The organism is Bacillus sp. K7 (assembly GCF_053903245.1).
Map to the genome: position 1 here is coordinate 2,140,415 of NZ_CP096406.1, position 21,081 is coordinate 2,161,495.

Sequence of the window (21,081 nt, forward strand, 5' to 3'; positions counted from 1 at the left end):
GGTCACCCCTGCAAACTGACTAAAATAGAAAATATTGCAATAACTCTAGACACCCTCATAATATATGAATCTCTCAGCAAGGTCAATATAGCCAAAATATTGTTCATAAGGAAATGTAAGTGTTTTTATGAAACGCTCCACATCTGTAACAAAACGTTCAAAATTTCAGCAGTACGTTCATCTAATATTTTTCTTTTTAAAGAGTCCTTCAAATGTTCTAGCGGAACAGACGGTGTGACAATGATGTTGCCTAATGCATTCTCACTTTTCCAATTTTCGTCAGACGTGAGCAGCACAACATGCGGGAATTCTGATAAGAGCTCTTCCCGCAACTCTTGAAGCCCTTGAACGGTTTTTTCATTTCTATCAACATATGTATAAGGGGGCAATAAATATACCCGTCCCTTTAACTGCCTTTCCAGTTCTTCTGACAGAAGCTGCGTGAATTCGCCTTTTTCGGCCGCCATTTTGAAATGAACGCCTACCCTTATGTTAATTAGTGGAATGACAGCGGTGTCAATGTAATCTTTAGCTTGTAAATAGTCCTTGGCATCAGTGATTCTCCACCTCATCGTTCTCCCCCTTTACGACAACCAAGCCTTGCAATACGCTGCAAGGCTGGTCATATTATGTGAGCTGATTCAATTGGCGCGATAATTGTTCAAATGCTTCTTTATCATGACGATCGAGCGCGTCGTCAATATCTTTTAATAATTTTTCTCTTTGGAACGTAGAAATAGCGTGCTCCAAAATTTGTTCAGCCAACCCCTGATCTTTTTTGTTCCCAAACAGATCCTTCGGAATATGCGGATTGGACTCCAGCACCGCCGCATACTCAGGTGAGCTGTAAGCTGAACGGAAATTAAGCTGGATAAACAAATCCTGCTGTTTATTTAATCTAATATCATGAAAAGATTTTTCCGCGTCGGTTGTCATGACACTCTCTTTATAGAACCGAAACGGAACTTCTTCAACACAATGTGTTGACATTATAATGCCTCTCGGGCAAAATTCTGCCTGCTCTACAAAATGAACCTTCTCCATGAGAGAATCATGGCTCATTAAGTAGTTCAAGATCCAAACGCACTCTCGGCGCTTTAACTGATAATGGTTTAAAAACCAACGGATAAAATCTTTTTTCTCATTGACAGAAACAGGGGTCTGCATGTAATTCCCTCCTCTATCGTTCGTATAATCTATATACTTATATGTTCCACATGAATGGTGAACATTCCTGCTTATCTAGAAAATTCATCTTCGATTCGCAAAATCGTTTCCTCAAGCTCTTCATTGGTTCCATCAATTTCAAGAACCTTTTTCAAAAGCGGCAGCGCTTCTTTTTGAAGGCCTTCTTCTAACAAGAAGCTTCCGTATTCATCTAAGAAATCTCTGTCCTCCCGATAGTGAAGAAAGGCAGCCTCAAAGGATTGTTTTGCTTTCTCGTACTGCTCCAATTCGGTATACGCGCTTGCAAGATACCAGTTGTATTTCGGATCTTCTTCTCCGTAGCCGCGCACCTCTTGAATAAGATCAATGATTTGTTCAAAATCCTCTTCTTTATGATACACGGCAAGAAGTGTATGAAGTGCTTCGACGAAGCCCGGATCAAGCGCAAGCGCCTCCTGAAGCAGTTTTTTTCCATCTTCTGACTTCCCGATTTTCAAGGCCATTTTTGCAGCATAGAGGAAAAGTTCTTTGTTGTATTCATCATATCTGATACCCTCTTTTGCCGTTTTTAATGCCTCTTCATACATTCCTTCAGCCTCATAGCTTTTCGAAAGCGGCATATAAAGTGAAGAATAAGACGGATCTAACCCCTTCAAATCAGACAGCTGTTTAATCGCTGTTTTAACAAACCCAGCCTGTAACGCTGTAAACCCATAGCCGAAAATTGTATTAGGATCAGGATTCTCATCAGCAGCTTTCTCGTACCATGGAATGGCATCCTCAAATTCACCTGAGGAACTTAGCGATTCTGCCAATCTTTGATGGACATTAACGCCCCCGATCTCGCTCTGCTCCTCAGCCGTTGTTTTAAAATAGTGAACCGCTTTTGCATAGGCTCCCTGAGTAAAGTAAAGTTCACCCAGTGCAAAATCAATGACGGGTTCATTAGCCAGAATGGACTTTGCTTGTAAAAGCTTTTGTTCACTGACTTCAAATAACCCCTGCATCTGATAAAGATCCGCCATGAGCAGCAAACTTTCCGGGTATGATGGATCTGTTTCCGGAATCGTTTCCAGCACAGCAAGAGCTTTTTCTTCTTCGTCAATATCTATTAAAAGTTCAGCATAAAAATTCGTCAGTTCTGTTTCATTTGGATATAAATCATGTAAGTCACTGATGAGTGAAATCGCTTTTTCTACATTGCCCCACTCGTAATACAGCTGGGCTGCGATGGCTTTTTCTTCATCATGGAGCTGTTTTTCAGCTTTCGAGAGCGTGTTGAGGCCTTTTTCTGTTTCACCTGCTTCAACTAATTTTATGGCTTCTTGAATCAATGTATTCAAATCGGACCGGTCCTTTCTTTTCCTTTACAACATCAACCATACAAAACACTTTATTTGTTCGGGTTAACCTTATCATAATTCAGACGAAGTCACCCGGCAAATAAGATGCTTATTGTACGGCAGGGAATGATTGAGTCTTATTAGTTTACCAAAAGATCTTGCGATAGAAAATCAAAAAAGGAAGATTGCCCTCTGTACAGGAAAGCAGTTCTCTGACCTGCCGGCTTGTAAGTAAAGCAAATCCCCCCTTTTCGTTTTTCTTTTCCCTCTTTAAGACAAGCTATGTTTTTTTCCCTTGAATTATGATTCTTACAGTCAATCCGCACAAAAAATCCTGAAGCAAGAACTTCAGGATTTGTTTGAAAGCATCGTTAAATGCTCGAAGAAGGTTGGATAAGAGACATGAATGGCATCTGTCTGCTCGATTTCAATCGGCTCCTCCGTTATACAGGAAGCGACGCCAAGCATCATTCCGATCCGATGGTCTCCATGGCTTGACACTGTTGCGCCGCCTTTCAGGGTTTGTCTGCCATGAACCTTCATTCCATCTGCTGTCGGTTCAATCTCAGCACCCAGCTTACGAAGCTCGGAAACCACAGTGTCGATGCGGTTTGTTTCTTTTACTTTAAGCTCTGCCGCGTCCTTAATAACGGTGGTTCCTTCCGCCTGAGTCGCAAGAAGCGCGATGATAGGGATTTCATCAATTAAACGCGGAATGATATCTCCTCCGATTTCAACCGCTTTTAGAGATGATGTTTCTATGATTAAATCTCCGTAAGGCTCTGCACTGCTGTCCGCAGACGGTTTGATTTCAAGTTTTGCCCCCATGTTTTCAAGGACGTCAATGATACCCGTCCGAGTCGGATTTAACCCTACGTTTTTCAGTACTATGCTGCTGTTCGGAACCATTGCACCCGCAGCAAGGAAAAACGCCGCTGAAGAAATGTCTCCGGGAACAAAAATATCTGTTGCTGTCAGTTTCTGGCCTCCAGAAATGGAAACACTCGTTTGATCTTCAGATAGATTAACTCCAAAAGCAGATAGCATCCGCTCAGTGTGGTCCCGAGATTTATGAGGCTCTGTGACGGTTGTTGTACCCTCAGCCTGTAATCCGGCCAACAAAACAGCCGATTTAATTTGTGCGCTTGCAACAGGCGAGACAAAATCAATCCCTTTTAAAGAAGAGCCGCTTACTGACAGCGGTGTAAATTCCCCGCCAGATCTGCCGTCGATTTTAGCCCCCATTTGTTTCAAAGGCTCAGTTACACGTTTCATCGGGCGCTTGGCAATACTTTCATCTCCAGCTACCGCGCTGTAAAATGGGCGGCCCGCCAAAATGCCGAGCATCAGGCGAATCGTTGTGCCTGAATTCCCGACATCTAAAAGGCTTTCCGGTTCGCTTAGGGAATCGATACCTTTTCCGTGAATCACTACATCGCTGCCGTTTTGCTCGATTTGAACACCCATTTTTCTAAAACAATCGATCGTGCTCAGACAATCCGCTCCAGGCAGAAAGTTTTTAACTGTTGTTGTGCCTTTCGCCAGCGCGCCAAACATGACGGAGCGGTGAGAAATGGATTTATCACCTGGAATGTGTATTTCTCCGTTTAAAGCCTGCACCTTGTCTCTTTTCATATTTTCCACCTCAATCAGCATAAAAAGTTTCATATTCCGCCCGGGCTTCAATGCATTGTTCAGCCCGTTTGCGGTCATCATCAGACTGAAAACTGATTCTTAAAATCCCATTAATGTCTTCTCTTGTTTCAATAATGCGGATATTCGTGATGCTGATGCGCTCCGCAGCTAAGATTGCCGTTATCTCGGAAATCACACCCGGATGATCGGGAACATCCACGTATAAATCGTAAAATGCAGGAATTGCGCCCTTTTGCCGAAGCGGCAGCCCGTCGCGATAATCCTTAGCGTTTTTAAAATATTGAAATAGATTTTCCGCATCTTCATGTTCTACATATGTCCGGATCGTCTCGATTTCACGCATCCACTCATCAAAACGGTCCAAGATTTTATCTTTATTATGTAATAGAATATCCCGCCACATTGCCGGGCTGCTTGATGCAATCCTCGTAATGTCCCTGAACCCGCCGGCAGCAAAACGCTTAACAAACGGATAGAGTTTTTCCGACTGATGGGTTTGGTGAACGAGACTTGCTGCGACAATATGCGGAAAATGACTGATCATGCTTGTAACGCCATCATGCTCTTCAGGTGACATTTCTACAAAATGGGCATTTGTCCCCTTCAGCAGATTTTTCAACTGTTCTACCGCTTGTCTTTCCGTTTTATCCCCTGGCGTTAAAATATAAAATGCATTTTCAAACAGGAACTCCTTCGCAGCGGCCACTCCTGATTTGTGTGACCCCGCCATAGGATGTCCTCCGACAAATTGGTATCTAGTAGGCAGCACTTGATCAGCATAATGAACCACTTTTTGTTTTGTGCTTCCTACGTCAGTAATCAAAAGCTCATGTTCAATACCTGAATGAGCCAGTTCATCAAGCATAAACAGCGTTTGTGCGACAGGTGTCGCAATGATCACTGTAGCTGCCTCTTTCGCACCATCAATAAATGAATCAGCACGCTCATCAATCACACCTAATTTTAAAGCGGCAACCACCTGTTCATCAGAAATATCGATTCCGATAATCCGTTTGCCGGGATGCTTTTTTTTGATCGCTAACGCAATCGAACCGCCTATCAATCCGAGACCGGCGAGCAATATTGTGTCTTTCATTCGATTCATACGTCATCACCTGGTTTATAGACTAAAGAGGTGATATCTGATCACCTCTTATAAAATTTCAGCTAAAATGGCTAGAATTTCTTCATTTTGCTCTTTTGTACCGATCGTAATCCGGAGTGATGTCGGGAAACCTAATGCATTTCCTGACCGCACAATATAGCCTTTTTCCAGAAGAGCCTGAAACAGATCATCGGAAGGACGGTTACAGTCAATCAACACAAAATTTGTCTCTGAAGGGTAGCACTTTAAACCATGAGTCTGAGCAAAATCATAATATTGCTGAAGGCCTGCTTTATTTTGCTCGACACAGGACGCGATAAACGCTTGGTCATCAAGCGCTGCGATCGCTGCAGCCTGGCCTAGACGGCTCGTGTTAAACGGCTCTCTTGCCGGCTCAATCAGGCGAATCAGGTTCTCATCGGCAATTCCGTATCCGACTCTGAGTGCCGCCAGCCCGTAAGCCTTTGAAAATGTGCGCAATATCATTAAATTGGAATACTTCTTTAAGAGCGGGACAGTTTCCGGGTAATCCTCTGCTGTTACATATTCATAATATGCTTCGTCAAGAACAACGAGGACACGGGAAGGCACGCGCTCCAGAAAAGCGAGTAATTCTCCTTCTGATGTATATGTGCCAGTCGGGTTATTCGGGCTGCATATCCAAACGACTTGTGTCTGTTCATCAATCGCTTCAAGCATAGCGTCTAAATGATGGGATCCGTCAGGGCGAAGTGCGATTTCACGAACTTCAGCACCTTCAATGACCGCATTATGTTTATATTGCGGAAAAGTCAGAGCAGCAGTAATCGTGTTGGATTTATCGTTTAAAAATGCCCGACAGATGATCTGAATGATTTCATCTGAACCGTTTCCGAAAATAAGTGATGTCTCGCTGACATTGAGGTGCTCACTGAGCCTTGTCCGCAACGCGGCGCTATAACCATCCGGGTAAAGGGCAAGCTGTTGAATCTCATGATGAAGCGCCTCTTTTGCCGCTTCTGAACAGCCATACGGATTCTCGTTTGAAGCAAGCTTCACGACTTTATCCAAGCCATATTCTGATTTCACTGCTTCTATCGGCTTTCCAGGCTGATAAGGCTTCAGCTGTTTTAAATGTTCTTTGATACGCAAATCCAGTCACCTCATTTTAAACTGTACAAGCCGCCAAACGCCGTTGCGTAATCTTCAAACTCCTGCAACGCTTGATCTCTCGTTTCAGCGCTGATGAGCCGGTCCTTTACTTCTTCTATTTTTCTGACGAGCGCACTTCCCACTACGACACCGTCACAAATTTCATTCATCTTCATGACCTGTTCACGGTTCGATATGCCGAACCCTACAGCAACCGGAATCGTGCTGAGATCCTTTACTGTCCGAATGAACGGGTATACGGATGAATTGAACTCATTGCGGACACCGGTCACACCTAGAGAAGATACACAGTAGACGAAGCCCTCGGCTTGTTCAATAATGGTTTTCAAACGGCTTTCGCTTGTCGGCGCCACCAAAGAAATATACGTCACCCCATGGCTTTTGCATTCCGCTTGAAGGCTGGCGCTTTCTTCTAATGGCAGATCCGGAACAAGCAGGCCGTCAATGTGATTTTCCCGCAGTAAAGCGAAAAAGTGTTCTTTGTTCAATTGTAACACAGGATTATAATACGTAAAGAGGATAATCGGAATATTCACTCCGTTTTTTTTCATTTTGCCGCCTAATTCGATTGCCTTTACGATATTCATTCCATGATCAAGCGCCCGCTTTGAAGCCCGCTGGATCACCGGACCGTCTGCAAGCGGGTCTGAGTATGCAACGCCAAGCTCCAACGCCGTGGCACCCGCTTTTTGGAGAGATTTCGCCAATTCAACCGAAACATCAGGCGATGGGTCCCCCGCCGTAATAAACGGGATAAACAGTTTTTCTGGCGCTTGAAGGTTTAATTTAAACATGCTTTTTCACCTCTTCTTCCAAGACATTCATCAATGTGTTAACATCCTTATCTCCCCGTCCTGATAAACAGACGAGAATGATTTGATCGCGATCCATTTCTTTGGCGAGTTTGAATGCTTTCGCTAATGCATGGGCAGATTCAATTGCCGGCAAAATCCCCTCTTTTTCTGATAAGAGCTTTAATGCATCCACCGCTTCATCATCTGTGATACTGTCATAAGTGACACGTCCGCTCTTATGCAAATGTGCGTGTTCCGGGCCTATCCCAGGATAGTCGAGTCCTGCTGAAATGGAGTAAGGCTCAATGATTTGGCCGAACTCATCTTGAATGAGATAAGTCAATGAACCATGAATGACACCTATGGTTCCTTTCGAAATAGTAGCGGCATGAAGAGGAGTGTTCATTCCTTTTCCGGCTGCTTCAGCACCGATCAGTTCAACGTCTTCATCTAAAAACGCTTGAAACATGCCCATCGCATTGCTTCCTCCGCCTACACACGCCACCACTTTATCAGGCAGAGCACCCTCAATGCGTTTTAGCTGCTCTTTCGCTTCCTCACCGATCATGTTTTGAAATTCACGGACGACTTGCGGATAAGGGTGCGGCCCGACAACTGATCCAATCATGTAAAAATGATCCTCACAATGCTGAACCCAGTATCGGATCGCCTCATTTGTGGCATCCTTCAATGTGCCGTTTCCACTTGATACAGGCACCACCTCCGCTCCAAGAAGCTTCATGCGGAAAACGTTTAGAGACTGGCGGGCAACGTCTTCCTCACCCATAAATACAGTACAGGAAAAGCCGAATTTGGCTGCGACTGTTGCAGCGGCAACACCGTGCTGCCCGGCACCTGTTTCAGCAATGATTTTCGTTTTGCCCATTTTTTTGGCAAGCAGCGCTTGCCCTAACGCATTATTGATTTTATGAGAACCTGTGTGGTTTAAATCTTCTCGTTTCAAATAGATTTTCGCGCCGCCTACATATTCAGTAACTCGATCAGCGTATGTTAGGGCAGTCGGCCTTCCGGAATAATCATGTAACAGCTTGTAATATTCATTACGAAAAACAGGATCATCCTTGATCTCTTTAAATGCGGTTTCAATTTCTTCTAACGGCTGCATCAGTGTTTCCGGAACAAACTTTCCGCCGAAATCGCCGTATCTGCCTATTTCATTCGGATATGGATACATATCGTTTCATCCTTTCTTCTAAAAGCCTCATCAGATTCTGATCTTTTCGTCCGTTTTTTTCGATTCCGCTGGCAAGGTCAATTCCTGCCGGCTGCCATTTCAATAAGTCTGTAATGGTATCCGGGTTCACACCGCCTGCGATGAAGCAGCGTTTGCCAATAGCCGCCTGATTGTATTCCGGCACACAGTCCCACGAAAAAGCAATACCAGTGCCGCCTCTTGCGCCTTTTACAGATGAATCAATTACAAAGCCGTCCACATCATCTTTAAAGCGTGCTATTTCTTCAGTTGTCTTTTCATGATGGTGAAGCGCCTTCCATATTTCACAATCTGTCAGCATGCGAAGCGCATTGGCATCCGCCGGCTTCTCATCGCCGTGAAGCTGAATAACATCCAGTTTCAATTCGTTTGCAATACAGGATATTGTCTCTACCGACTCATTAACAAAAACACCAGCGACTTGTTTTTCAACACGCACTTGCCCCAGCCACTTTTTCACCTCTTGCGGAGATACTTTTCGTTTGCTTTCAGCAAAAATAAAACCCAGATAATCAGCCTGTGAGTCCGCTGCAAGCTGCAAATCCTGCAATGACCGTATGCCGCAATATTTTAATGCCGGCTTCTTCACATCCTCACTCCCCAAACAAATCATAGATTGCTTTTTGCTGTGATGTTTGTCTCATCAATGATTCACCGATCAGCACAGATCGCGCCCCATGTTCTTTGACAAAAGTTAAGTGTTCTAAAGTACCGATCCCGCTTTCGCTGACAAGCAGTGATTCTTTCGGAACAAGAGATGCGATTTGTTCTGTCTGTTGTATAGAGGTTTCAAATGTTTTTAGGTTTCGATTATTGATGCCAAGAATATCAGGTGTGAACACTTTCAATATTTGTTCAAGCGTTTGTGCATCATGAACCTCCACTAACACGTCCAACTGCTTTTCACCTGCTTCCAGATACAGTTCATGAAGTTGGAAAGGGTCAAGCACCTCACCGATTAATAATATGGCATCCGCTCCGATTCTTCTTGATTCCTCCACTTGCAAAGAATCAATAATAAAATCTTTCCTCAGTACAGGAATCGAAACAGCGTGCTTTACGTCTGATAAATAGCTGTTTTTCCCTTGAAAAAACGGGGTGTCAGTTAAAACGGAAAGCGCATCTGCTTTCGCAGTTTCATAGTCTTTTGCAATCCGCTCTGGGACAAAATCCTTTTTAATAAGCCCTTTTGACGGCGATGCTTTCTTCACTTCGGCAATCAGCCCGATAAAACGGTTCGGGCGTGCCAGCGCCTCTTTAAATGAACGTTTTTCGACACACTGCTCTTCCGGCAGGATCAGTGTTTTTACTTCTTCTTTCTTTTGTTTGATGATGTTTTCAAGCATAGATCTCTTCCTCTTTCTGCTTTAGTCGTTCGAGCTGCGCGGCTGCGCCTCCGCTTGTAATCGTCTCTAACGCGAGCTCGGTTCCTTCCTTCAATGAGTCGGTGATCCCCGCCGTGTATATCGCAGCGCCTGCATTAAAAGCAGTAATAGATAAAGCGGAACTGCTGCTTTTATTTTCAAAAATATTCTGAATGAGAGAGGCGCTCTCTTTCGGTGACTGCACCTGTAACTCTTCAAGTCTGCCATTTGTGAAACCGAAATTTTCGGGTGAAACGGTGTATTCCCAGCGTTCCCCGTCCTTTAATTCAATCACGTCGGTGGGTGCTGTAATGGAAAGCTCATCTAAACCGTCATGGCCGGATACAAACAGGACGTGCTCCGGCTGAAACGGCTCGAGCGCGCTTGCCATTAGCGCCGCTTTTTCTGTGGAATAAACACCGATCACTTGACGTTTCGCCTGTAAAGGATTGCTGAGCGGTCCGAGCAGATTAAATACCGTTCTAAAACCTAGTTCTTTTCTTGTACCGGCTACATGTTTCATAGACGAATGATAAAGCGGCGCAAAGAGAAATCCCATATTGTTTGTTTCAATACTGTTTTTTACCTTTTCGGGAGTGGTTTGAATTGAAACCCCTAACTCCTCTAATACATCAGCGCTCCCGCTTTTAGAAGAGACAGAGCGATTGCCGTGCTTTGCGATTTTCGCCCCGGCTGCTGAGGCAACAATTGCTGATGCCGTTGAGATATTAAAAGTGGAAACACCATCTCCCCCGGTTCCGCATGTATCAACCACATCAGGAAGTCCATCGACTTTAAGAGCGCGCGCCCGCATCGCCTTCATAAAACCCGTAAGCTCTGCTGGCGTTTCTCCCCGATGGGCAAGAAGACACAATATACCGCCCATTTCAGAAGGAACCATTTCCGCGGTGATCATCATAGTCATCAGCGCTTCAGCCTCATCGGCAGTAAGTGTTTTTCCGTCAACGCACAATTGTAGAAATTTGTTCATCGGCTTTATCCTCCTTGCTACGGAACATGTCTTCTGCAATATGAATTGTTTTCAGCAGCGCCCCCGCTTTATTGCAGCTTTCTTCATATTCGGTTTCCGGAACAGAATCCGCAACAATGCCAGCACCTGCCTGTATTGATGCAACACCGTTCTTTACACTCATCGTGCGAATCGTAATACACGAGTCGATATTCCCGTCAAATCCGATGTAAGCGATACAGCCGCCGTATGTCTCCCTCGGTGTTGGCTCAAGCTCTTGCAAAAGCTGCATGGCACGGATTTTTGGAGCGCCTGTTAACGTTCCCGCCGGGAAAGCGGACATCAGTGCATCGACAGGATGAACCCCTTTTTTCAATCGGCCTGTAACCACTGAGATGATGTGCATAACATGCGAAAAAGAGACGATTTTGGTGAACTCCGGCACAGAAACAGATCCATATTCCGCTACTCTGCCGACATCGTTCCGGGCAAGATCAACGAGCATGTAGTGCTCCGCTTTTTCTTTTTCATCCTTCATCAGCTCAACTTTGAGGTTTTCATCTTCCTCTTTGTCAGCGCCTCTTTTTCTCGTCCCGGCAATCGGATGGATTTCCAAGTGCCCGTCCTGAACGTGGATTAACCGTTCTGGAGAACTGCCCACTATTTCTCTGTCTTGGAGTTTCATATAATACATATACGGAGAAGGATTGACGATCCTAAGCACTCGGTATAACTCAAAGGCCTCCGCTTTTATCGGAACCTCAAACTTTTGTGACAAAACGCCTTGAAAAATATCGCCCGCTTTTATATATTCTTTGATTTTCTCTACATCAGCCATAAAAGCCGATTTTTCATAATTAGAAGACACGGTTTCAAAGCTGGGTGTCTGATATGATTCAGCAGATAGAAACAACTCTTTTATATGTTTTTGATTCATCATTTTTTCAATGAGATCTTGGAGCCCCTGATGATGTTGATGAAACACATCGATTTTTTCGTTTTCTGTTTCTTGCCCGTTGAGTCTCGCATATTGGATAAAGTGGACATTTTTGGTTTCATGATCATACGCAATTATGGTCTGGCAAACAAACAGCATACACTTTTCCATTCCAGTTTCTTTTGCATGCGGAGAAACAGAAGGCTCAATCAGCGGGATCATATCATAGCTTAAGTATCCGACAGCTCCGCCTACAAAAGGAATACCCAGATCCGGCGTTTTGATTTTGTACGTGGCATTCATCCAGTTCAGCACTTTTTTTAGTTCATTTCCTGTGTAGAGAGATCTGCCGTCCTGATCAACAGCTGTAAAACGGTTCTGCTCTTCTTTCAGCGTAAGAAATGGATTCAGGCCGATAAATGAATATCTTGACCAACTGGATGTATCATCTTTGCTTTCAAGAAGATATGTAATCTCCCTGTCGAGCTTCTCTATCATTTGAATGGGTGTCAGCGTATCGACTGTGAAGGTCTCCACAATCGGTATCGTGTGGCAGGACAAGCTGTCCTCTAAAAATGCAGAAATGTTTGATTGGAAATTCATTACTCTCACTCCTTTTGGCAAGGAGAATGAGAAGATGGCATGAGGGGATAAAACGATATAACAAATAAACCCAAAAGAAAGGCTTCTTTTGGGTAGAATAAACATACATGTCTCAGCTCAACTAGACTCATTCTCTGCTACCCTATTCTCTAACTCAACTCATTTCATCGCTTTATACACACTGTTGTGTATTTCTAAGCTGTTCCTATCGTATTACAATTCAGTATTTTTTGTCAATGATAAATCGGGTCTTAATACGACGGCTTTTTCTAAATATACATGTCTGATCTGATCCTGAGGAACATCAGTCTGGACGGTCATCATGACTCTTATGCACTTTTTCAGACCGCCGGTTACATCCATTTCCTGCATACATGTCACCGGCACATACTGCCAGCCTGAAAGCTCGCGAACAGCTTTTGCCGGAAAAACGGAATGCAAATCAGGTGTCGCCGATAGAAGCATTTGAACAACATCTTCAGGCTTTGTTTCGTTTTCTTCTATCATTTTTTCCAACAGCTGTTTTGTTTTTTGTAAAATGTCTTCTTCAGTATCCCGTTCAACTGTAGTTGCTCCGCGAATTCCACGAATCATCATGATGTCTCCTCCAATCGCCATTTGTTCAGCCAGCTCTCAAGTTCATGTTTGGAAAATGTGTGGTCAGCAACTTTTCCTAATTCGTTGAGCACGATAAACTGAATCATCCCGCCGCGGGTTTTCTTATCATTCATCATACGTTCTAAGAGAACCGATGTTTCCGCCTCTTTTTTGATTCGAGTTGGATACCCCAAGCCTTTTAGCCAGCTGACCAAACGGTTTCTGTCCATTTTACAGCCCGCTGTCTTTTCGCTTATATATAAAGCAAACTGCATCCCGAGTGCTACGGCATCACCGTGTGTGATCTGCCCGTATCCATATTCAGCCTCAACGGCATGGCCGAGCGTATGTCCGAAGTTTAAGTAGGCTCTGATTCCCTCTTCTTTTTCATCCTGCTGAACGACAGACGCTTTAATTGAAATGCCTTTAAAAATCATCTCATTCAGCTGGCTACTTGTGATATCGTGCAGTGAATGGATATGCAGCAGTTCATCCAGAAACGCTTTGTCATAAATAAAAGCGTGCTTGATCACTTCAGCCATTCCAGACCGAAGCTCCTTTTCGGACAGAGAACGAAGGAAGTCTGTATCGTAGAGCACGGCTTTGGGCTGATAAAATGCACCGATTAGATTTTTTCCGAGCGGATGATTCACGGCCACTTTTCCTCCGACGGCGCTGTCGTGCGCCAAAAGTGTCGTAGGCATTTGAATGAAATCAATGCCGCGCATAAAAGTGGCAGCCACAAAACCGGCAAGATCCCCTACAACACCGCCACCGAATGCGATGATGCATGAGGAGCGATCCATATGAAAACGAATCGCTTCACTCTGCAGTTTTGTGTACATGTCCATAGATTTCGCCTGCTCTCCGCTCGGCACCGTCACTTTTTTCACAGGCCATTTTTCTTCAAGCAAATGAAGCATTTCATCACCATACAGGCGATCCACCTCTTCATCTGTGACAAGCATGATCCGTGTTAAAGGCCTTTTTAAAGAGGTTAATAGTTTACAAGCCTCTTTTCTGATCCCTTGTCCGATAAAAACAGGATACGACGAGGCATCGGTTTGAACATGCAGTGTTTTCATTAAAATTCCCTCGACAGCTTTCTCATATTTTCCACATTTTCTCTAATGCGGTCGATTTGATCGAAGCCAAATTGTTCAACGACTGCGTTCGCAATTTCCCATGCGACAGCAGCTTCAGCTACTACACTTGCCGCAGGCACTGCACAGCTGTCTGAACGTTCAATGCTGGCAGAAAACGGTTCTTTTGTTTCAATATCCACGCTTTTCAGCGGTTTATACAGAGTCGGAATCGGCTTCATGACCCCGCGGACAACAATCGGCATTCCTGTTGTCATGCCGCCTTCCAGTCCTCCGAGTCTGTTTGTAGCGCGAGTATATCCCTTTTCCTCGTCCCACATGATCTCATCATGGACTTCGCTTCCATTTCTGCCGGCCGCTTCAAAGCCGATACCGAATTCAACACCTTTAAATGCGTTAATTGACAGTACAGCAGCAGCAAGTTTGCTGTCCAGCTTGCGATCATAATGGACGTAGCTGCCCACGCCTACCGGCATTCCCTCGACAACGACTTCTACAATTCCGCCGATGGAATCGCCGTTTGCTTTCGCTTCGTCAATGGCAGCCATCATTTTTTTGCCCGCTTCTTCATCGTAGCATCTGACCGGAGATTCCTCCGTGACACGCTGCAGGTCATCAATTGACGTATATTCTGTTTTCTCGGCTTTAACTGCGCCGATTTGCAATACGTGGCCCGCCACCTTAATGCCCAGCTCAGAAAGAATCTTTTTAGCGACAGCTCCTGCCGCCACTCTGACAGTTGTTTCCCTTGCTGAAGAGCGCTCCAGTACATTTCTCATATCACGATGATTATATTTAATCGCACCGTTTAAGTCAGCATGCCCCGGTCTCGGTCTGGAAATTTGCCGCTTCATTTCCTTTTCCTCTTCCTCTGTAATCGGAGCCGCACCCATGATTTTCGTCCAGTGTTTCCAATCGTTATTTTCTACTACGAGAGCAATTGGTGAACCGAGCGTGCGGGCGTGTCGAACCCCGCTCATAATTTTTGCCTGGTCTTTTTCAATCTGCATGCGGCGGCCGCGGCCGTGGCCTTTTTGGCGTCTGGCAAGCTCAAAATTGATATCTTCCTCCGTTATGTAAAGCCCGGCAGGCACACCTTCAATAATGGTTGTCAGTTGGGGGCCGTGTGATTCTCCGGCTGTTAAATATCTCATGACTTTCTTCTCCCTTCATCGCATTAACGCTTTTAAGTAAAACTACTATAACATATTTTTCAGCAAAAAGTCAGTCTATCTTTTTTGATAAAAGAATGTATCGGCTGAAGTCAGGCCGAATTTCTCAGGATTGAAGATTTGTTCGGTGCTTCCGACAAAGAGAACCCCATTCCTTTTCAAGCTCTGTGCCATTTTTAAATAAAGCCCTTCCTTTGCGCTTTCTGTAAAATAAATCAATACATTGCGGCATACGATTAAGTCAAAGTCTTGTTCATAACGGTCCGCAAGCAGATTGTGCTTTTTAAAGGTAATATTTTTTTTGATTTCTGGTTTTACTTCATAACTTCTGTTTGCATGCTGAGTAAAATAACGATCTTTCACAGAAGACGGCACTTCCTGTAAAGACCGCTCCTGATAGACGCCTTTTTTCGCCTTATCCAATGCTTTTTCATCAATATCAGTCGCCAATATCTGAAAGCCGGAAAGGCCTTTTTGCTGATTCAACAGCATGGCAAGCGTATAAGGTTCCTCACCCGTTGAGCAGGCGGCACTCCATATCTTTAAAGGCTTAGAGCTCTTGATTAACGGCAGAATAGCAGTCTCTAGCACTTCCCATCTTTTATAATTACGATAAAATTCTGAAACATTAATTGTCATTCTGTCCAGTGTTTCAGTTAAAAGAGCCTGATCCTTTTCCAAGGCCGCCGCAAAATCCTTAAAGCTTTGAAACCCCTTTTTCTCATAAAGCGACGTCAGCCTTCTCTTCATTTGTGCTTCTTTATATAATGTCAAATCGACTCCAGTTAATTGTTTCCACTTTGTGATAAATACGCTGTATGTGTCCATCTCTACTCTCCCAGTCTCGCTGTCTTTTTGTCCTAGTATAGCTTGTTTTCTCAGGAAATTGTATGGTTTCAATAAAAAAATCAGCTTTTCAGCTGATTTTAAATCGTAGGGAAAGGCAGGAGTATGATAAACGCTGCCAGTTCACCCTTTATTCACTTAATGTAAACCTTTACAAAAAAACCGAAAACCGGCGGGATTACAGCGTGCCGGCCCTGTTGTATGTTTTCATCATAATTAATAGATCCAGCCTGCCATGAGCTGTTGATATGATACTAATTCTTCATTCTTAAAGAAAATATTAATCTCGCGTTCAGCGCTTTCGAGAGAATCAGAGCCGTGGATGATGTTTTTTCCGACAAACATGCCATAGTCTCCACGAATCGTACCAGGTAAAGCTTCTTTTGGGTTAGTCTTTCCGATCAGCTGTCTTGTCACTTCAATGACATTTTCGCCTTCCCAAACCATTGCGAATACAGGTCCTGAAGTAATAAACTCAACGAGCTCTCCGAAGAAAGGCTTACCTTGATGTTCGGCGTAGTGTTGCTCAGCCATTTGTTCAGTCACTCTCATTAGCTTGGCTCCAGATAATTGTAAACCCTTGCGTTCGAACCTGGATAAAATATCACCAATGAGCTGGCGTTGCACACCGTCTGGTTTCACCATGATAAAAGTCTTTTCCATCACATTCTCCACCCCATCATTATGTATAGGCTTTCACACTGCACACCGAAATCGTAACATCTTTCTGACAATTAATCAATCCGGGGCGGAGAAATTTCTTAATATCTACAAAATTAGAATTTTCTTTTGCCGATATATTTTGCAATAGCCGCAAGAGATGAGCGTGCGCGCCCTCTTGGAAGCGTGTTTAATTTTTGGAACGCTTTTTGCAGATACATTTCGCTTACTGCCATAGATGCCTCAATTGCATCTGTTTTTTTTATTTCTTCAATGATCGGTTCAAGCTGTTCCTGTGTTGTCTCACTGTTAATCAACTTAAGCTGATTTTTCAACGCTGGATTTTTCAGGGCATACAGCACTGGCAATGTGACATTTCCTTGAAGCAAATCTCCTCCAACAGGTTTGCCCAGCTCTTCTTCCGATGAAGTAAAATCAAGAATATCGTCAATGATTTGATATGACATGCCGACGTAATACCCAAACCAGTACAGCGCCTTATGAATCTTTTCATCAGCGCCGGACGCAATGGCACCGAGCTGGCAGCTGACCGCGATCAGAAGCGCCGTTTTTCTTTTGATGCGGCGGAGATATGTTCTGAGATTCTGTTCCATATTGTATTTGTCTTTGATCTGCTCAATTTCCCCGAGACAAACTTCGACAATCGTCTGTGACAAAATCCTATGGGCTTTCGGTTCGTTGATTCTTGTCATCATTTCAAGAGAACCCGCAAGCATATAATCACCTGTGTACATCGCAATGCGATTGTCCCACTTTGCTTTGATTGTCGGCTTCCCTCTGCGAAGCTCCGCATCGTCAATGACATCGTCATGAACCAAAGATGCCATGTGAATCATTTCCAAAGTGACGGCGACATATTTTATCCTATTGATATCATAATCGCCAAACATGCCGGAAAGCAGCACGAAAACAGGGCGAATACGTTTCCCTCCCGCCTGCAGCAGATGAAGACCCGCCTCGCTTAAAAGCGGGTAATCGGAACGTACGGTTTGTTCAAGTTCTCTTTCGATTACATCAATATCGTCATTTAAAAAAGAGTAGGCCATTTTAAATTTCATATCATTCACCCAAACATCTATGTTTTCATTTCCATCCGATATGCGTGGCAGCGACTCCGCCAGTAAACGAATGATATTTGACATTTTTTAAGCCCGCCTCTTCAAACAGGCCTGCCAGTTCTTTCATTCCAGGGAATTCTCTGGCTGATTCTTGAAGCCAAGAATATTCTTTATAGCTCTTTGCAAACAATTTCCCGAAAAACGGCATCATATACTTAAAGTACATAAAGTAAGCCTGTCTGAATCCGAACGTTTCCGGCTGGGACGTTTCCAGACATACCACCTGGCCGCCCGGCTTCACCACACGTCTCATCTCTTTCAGGACGGTCAAGTAATCGGGAACATTGCGCAGTCCGAAGCCAATGGTGACATAGTCAAATGTATCATCATCAAAAGGAAGCTCCATCGCATTTCCGTGCAGCAGTTCGATTTGGCTGAATCCGCCTTCTTTTACTTTCTGCTGGCCGACACTCAGCATATTTTCACTGAAATCCAAGCCCTTGATCTCACCGCTTTTGCCAGCTGCTTTTGCAAGAGCGATCGTCCAGTCAGCCGTTCCGCAGCAGACATCAAGTGCATTGGCGCCTTCTTTTACATTCATGATGCGCATCGTTTTATCGCGCCATTTTTTATGCTGCTGAAAACTGATGACAGAGTTCATTTGGTCGTAGTTTTTATATATTTTTTCAAATACCCCGTGTACGCGCTGTTCTTTCGAGTCCTGCATAATGGTCTACCCTTCTTCCACTTTCTGATAGGTTTGATTCTGGCTGATCGTCTTCAGACGGTTTAATAAAATATGCTGAATAGGTGAATTTAGAGGCAAAAGTGACTCAATGCTGTTTTTCGCTTTTTCAAAACAATCTTCTAATATCTCTTCTTTTGTTTTTCCCAGCTGTATAAAACTGCCGATCACATCCAGAAAAGAATCATTTCCGTTCATAAGCCGCTTAAATACAAAAAAATCACTCGACAGCTTTTTCCAGCGCGGAAGGTTAAAGTGTTCCGCCACCCGATGGAATAAAGCTGATTCAACAATGCCGACACTTTCGAAAAAATCATGTTCATCCTTGAAAGAACGGTCATATAGCCGAATTTTATGTTCATTGATTTCTTTGATGGCTGTAGCAAGCGTCCGAATCATGTAGATGTCCTTCATTTCAGATAGTAAAGAGTAGTACAGCCCGCTGAAATAATCACCTGCGAGAACAGTCAATTGGCGGTTTTTGTTTTCGTCTCGTTTTATGACTCTGGCTGTTGTCACTTCATCATGGGTATCAAGGGCGCTTTGTACAAGCATCGCTGTTACAATATAATTTTCTCTGTCATTGTTTTTTATGTCGGCTTCCTCAAATAAAGCATGAAAAAGAAGAAGCTTATCCTCATCAATTTTTGGCGCAGAAATATGCTTCGCTAAATAAGGATGAGACAGCTTTTGTTTTAATTTCGTGTTCAGATTGGCTAAAGTTCCGTAGATGTCTTGCAAAAATATCACCCTTGTCCCCAAATTCACATTTATTTCTTAATCTATGTATGAGTTTTATCTTTTCATTCACTTACGCAGGTATTATTATAGCATAAAAAAAAGAAATTGGCTGTATCCTCCCGCTGTTTGCGAGCATTTGCTTTTAACAGCGGGGACAGCCAGCTTATTTTTTTTCGCTTTTCATTTCTCCGTATGCGGTTTGAATGAGTGCCTCTCCTCTGACTTTAATGGCTGAAGTATGCTCTGTAAACTGAGCGATGATTACTTCTCCCTTGTCGAGTTTTTCTGAATGGTGAAACTTTGTATCGGTTCCTCTTGTCAGGCCGATCACGTTCACTCCGTCTTCAACCGCTTTAATGATGACATAATCACTTGAATGCTTTTCGTTCATTTATAGCACCCTCTATCTTTATTAGTCCTGGCGTTTAATATGCTCCAATACTTCGGCACGGGCAGCTGCGTCATCTTTAAAAATGCCTCTGACCGCTGAAGTGACAGTTTTTGCACCTGGTTTTCTTACACCGCGCATCGTCATGCACATGTGTTCTGCTTCCACCACTACCATTACGCCATACGGGTCAAGCGTTTCTTCGATGCTTTCCGCAATTGTAGAAGTGATGCGCTCCTGAAGCTGAGGACGCTTTGCAACGGCTTCGACGGCACGCGCCAATTTACTGAGCCCTGTGACTTTTCCGCCTCGCGGTATATATGCAACGTGTGCTTTTCCATAAAAGGGAACAAGGTGATGCTCACACATAGAATGAAACGCGATATCTTTTACAAGAACAAGCTCCTCATGGTTTTCACCGAAGATAGTCTGGAAATGTTCTTTTGGATCTTCATTTAAGCCGGAGAATACTTCGGCGTACATCTTTGCGACTCGTTTCGGAGTATCAAGAAGCCCTTCTCTATTCGGGTCTTCTCCGATCGCTTCTAAAATTTGACGAACAGCTTGTTCGATTTGCTCTTTATTAACTTCTTTCATGTTCTATGTCCTCCACCAATGAATACATTTAATTTCGATTCTAGCACACATGCCCCGCTAAAAGCAAAGTGAATGCCCTGTAAGGAAGCCCATGCCCTTGAAATATGAAAAGCCCCTTGGAAAGGGGCTTTTCTGTGAAGAAATAAAGTGTATGTAAGCTAGATGCATACACGATCTATATTCACGATTATTTTCCGGCAACTGCGTCTTTAAGCGCTTTACCTGGTTTGAAAGCAGGTACTTTGCTTGCTGGAATTTCGATTTCTTCACCTGTTTGAGGGTTGCGTCCTTTACGTGCAGAACGTTCACGCACCTCAAAGTTACCAAAACCGATCAGTTGGATTTTATCACCGTTTTTAAGTGCATCTAAGATCGTATCAAAAACAGAGTCAACTGCTTTTGTAGCGTCTTTTTTAGACAATTCGCTTGCTTCTGCAACCGCATTGATAAGTTCTGTTTTGTTCATGCCTTTCACCTCCTCCCAAAAGGAATTCATTCAGTTCGTTTATTATCATTTCTTCACAGTTCAGTCTGATTCTAAACCTGGCTCAGAAAAAAATCAGAGCAGGCAAGAGAAAGACAATTAAACGGCTTTTTAAGAAAAACTGCACTCTGAGGAATGTTTGTCCAACAAAGTGAAGAATTTCTGTATGTAGAGTAACACATATAAAAAGCCATATCAAGCATTTTAAAGCGTCAATCCCTTGCTCGTCAAGGATTTAACGTGATTTATCGAACAAATATTCCTTTTTTTCCTTTTTTCATCCTATTCCTTGATCCTTTTCCATTATTAAGAGCATAGAAAAAAGACCTCTATTCTATAAAGAG

The 21,081-nt window shown here is 43.7% G+C and carries 23 protein-coding genes; all 23 read right to left on the bottom strand.

Translation table 11 applies throughout. The features are described 5' to 3' along the window. Window positions 1–125 precede the first annotated feature (125 nt). The 23 genes from M1D98_RS10850 to hbs all read right to left on the bottom strand — a co-directional run bounded on the left by M1D98_RS10850 (window position 126) and on the right by hbs (window position 20,719). Window positions 126–572 (bottom strand): YpiF family protein, encoded by a 447-nt coding sequence (locus tag M1D98_RS10850; RefSeq protein ID WP_010330525.1) that lies wholly within the window; start codon window positions 570–572, stop codon window positions 126–128. Window positions 573–627: 55 nt separating this feature from the next. Next, complete coding sequence (locus M1D98_RS10855) at window positions 628–1,167, bottom strand: ReoY family proteolytic degradation factor (protein WP_010330524.1); 540 nt, start codon at window positions 1,165–1,167, stop codon at window positions 628–630. A 71-nt stretch (window positions 1,168–1,238) separates the two neighbouring features. Beyond that, window positions 1,239–2,510: a tetratricopeptide repeat protein gene (locus M1D98_RS10860; protein ID WP_121642791.1), complete on the bottom strand. Its 1,272-nt coding sequence runs from the start codon at window positions 2,508–2,510 to the stop codon at window positions 1,239–1,241. 348 nt (window positions 2,511–2,858) lie between these two features. After that, window positions 2,859–4,145, bottom strand: coding sequence for a 3-phosphoshikimate 1-carboxyvinyltransferase (gene aroA, locus M1D98_RS10865; protein WP_010330522.1), 1,287 nt, complete (start codon window positions 4,143–4,145; stop codon window positions 2,859–2,861). Window positions 4,146–4,155: 10 nt separating this feature from the next. Continuing rightward, on the bottom strand, window positions 4,156–5,271 hold the full coding sequence (locus M1D98_RS10870; RefSeq protein ID WP_121642792.1) for a prephenate dehydrogenase: 1,116 nt from the start codon (window positions 5,269–5,271) through the stop codon (window positions 4,156–4,158). Window positions 5,272–5,319: 48 nt separating this feature from the next. After that, a complete protein-coding gene (gene hisC / locus M1D98_RS10875; protein ID WP_456279592.1) occupies window positions 5,320–6,402 on the bottom strand; it encodes a histidinol-phosphate transaminase in 1,083 nt (360 codons plus the stop codon). A gap of 11 nt (window positions 6,403–6,413) precedes the next feature. Further along, complete coding sequence (gene trpA / locus M1D98_RS10880; protein ID WP_121642794.1) at window positions 6,414–7,217, bottom strand: tryptophan synthase subunit alpha; 804 nt, start codon at window positions 7,215–7,217, stop codon at window positions 6,414–6,416. Further along, window positions 7,210–8,412, bottom strand: coding sequence for a tryptophan synthase subunit beta (trpB, locus tag M1D98_RS10885; protein WP_039074312.1), 1,203 nt, complete (start codon window positions 8,410–8,412; stop codon window positions 7,210–7,212). The genes trpA and trpB overlap by 8 nt, the downstream gene beginning before the upstream one ends. Further along, window positions 8,393–9,040, bottom strand: coding sequence for a phosphoribosylanthranilate isomerase (locus tag M1D98_RS10890; RefSeq protein WP_121642795.1), 648 nt, complete (start codon window positions 9,038–9,040; stop codon window positions 8,393–8,395). The genes trpB and M1D98_RS10890 overlap by 20 nt, the downstream gene beginning before the upstream one ends. Window positions 9,041–9,044: 4 nt before the next feature. Next, window positions 9,045–9,797, bottom strand: coding sequence for an indole-3-glycerol phosphate synthase TrpC (trpC, locus tag M1D98_RS10895; protein ID WP_121642796.1), 753 nt, complete (start codon window positions 9,795–9,797; stop codon window positions 9,045–9,047). After that, window positions 9,790–10,806, bottom strand: a complete 1,017-nt coding sequence (trpD, locus tag M1D98_RS10900) for an anthranilate phosphoribosyltransferase (protein ID WP_456279593.1) — start codon at window positions 10,804–10,806, stop codon at window positions 9,790–9,792. Before trpD ends, trpC begins: the two co-directional genes overlap by 8 nt. Beyond that, complete coding sequence (trpE, locus tag M1D98_RS10905) at window positions 10,778–12,325, bottom strand: anthranilate synthase component I (RefSeq protein ID WP_456279594.1); 1,548 nt, start codon at window positions 12,323–12,325, stop codon at window positions 10,778–10,780. The genes trpD and trpE overlap by 29 nt, the downstream gene beginning before the upstream one ends. 213 nt (window positions 12,326–12,538) lie before the next feature. Next, complete coding sequence (aroH, locus tag M1D98_RS10910) at window positions 12,539–12,922, bottom strand: chorismate mutase (RefSeq protein ID WP_268524030.1); 384 nt, start codon at window positions 12,920–12,922, stop codon at window positions 12,539–12,541. Then, window positions 12,919–14,007 (bottom strand): 3-dehydroquinate synthase, encoded by a 1,089-nt coding sequence (gene aroB / locus M1D98_RS10915; RefSeq protein ID WP_010330512.1) that lies wholly within the window; start codon window positions 14,005–14,007, stop codon window positions 12,919–12,921. The genes aroH and aroB overlap by 4 nt, the downstream gene beginning before the upstream one ends. Continuing rightward, window positions 14,007–15,179 (bottom strand): chorismate synthase, encoded by a 1,173-nt coding sequence (aroC, locus tag M1D98_RS10920; protein ID WP_010330511.1) that lies wholly within the window; start codon window positions 15,177–15,179, stop codon window positions 14,007–14,009. Before aroC ends, aroB begins: the two co-directional genes overlap by 1 nt. A 75-nt stretch (window positions 15,180–15,254) precedes the next feature. Further along, on the bottom strand, window positions 15,255–16,025 hold the full coding sequence (locus M1D98_RS10925) for a protein-glutamate O-methyltransferase (protein WP_010330510.1): 771 nt from the start codon (window positions 16,023–16,025) through the stop codon (window positions 15,255–15,257). A gap of 234 nt (window positions 16,026–16,259) precedes the next feature. Further along, entirely contained in the window at window positions 16,260–16,709 is a 450-nt protein-coding gene (ndk, locus tag M1D98_RS10930) for a nucleoside-diphosphate kinase (RefSeq protein ID WP_082246375.1), read from the bottom strand. A 110-nt stretch (window positions 16,710–16,819) separates the two neighbouring features. Further along, window positions 16,820–17,782, bottom strand: coding sequence for a heptaprenyl diphosphate synthase component II (gene hepT / locus M1D98_RS10935; protein ID WP_010330508.1), 963 nt, complete (start codon window positions 17,780–17,782; stop codon window positions 16,820–16,822). 25 nt (window positions 17,783–17,807) lie between these two features. Continuing rightward, the gene (gene menG, locus M1D98_RS10940) at window positions 17,808–18,509 is read right to left on the bottom strand and encodes a demethylmenaquinone methyltransferase (protein ID WP_010330507.1); all 702 of its coding nucleotides are present in this window, start codon (window positions 18,507–18,509) and stop codon (window positions 17,808–17,810) included. 6 nt (window positions 18,510–18,515) lie between these two features. Beyond that, on the bottom strand, window positions 18,516–19,268 hold the full coding sequence (gene hepS / locus M1D98_RS10945; RefSeq protein WP_435576569.1) for a heptaprenyl diphosphate synthase component 1: 753 nt from the start codon (window positions 19,266–19,268) through the stop codon (window positions 18,516–18,518). A gap of 163 nt (window positions 19,269–19,431) precedes the next feature. Beyond that, window positions 19,432–19,659 carry a trp RNA-binding attenuation protein MtrB gene (gene mtrB, locus M1D98_RS10950; protein WP_010330505.1) on the bottom strand — a complete coding sequence of 76 codons (228 nt, stop codon included), beginning with the start codon at window positions 19,657–19,659 and terminating at the stop codon, window positions 19,432–19,434. Between the two features lie 21 nt (window positions 19,660–19,680). Next, the gene (gene folE / locus M1D98_RS10955; protein WP_010330504.1) at window positions 19,681–20,253 is read right to left on the bottom strand and encodes a GTP cyclohydrolase I FolE; all 573 of its coding nucleotides are present in this window, start codon (window positions 20,251–20,253) and stop codon (window positions 19,681–19,683) included. Between the two features lie 187 nt (window positions 20,254–20,440). After that, complete coding sequence (gene hbs / locus M1D98_RS10960; RefSeq protein WP_003153447.1) at window positions 20,441–20,719, bottom strand: non-specific DNA-binding protein Hbs; 279 nt, start codon at window positions 20,717–20,719, stop codon at window positions 20,441–20,443. Window positions 20,720–21,081 lie beyond the last annotated feature (362 nt).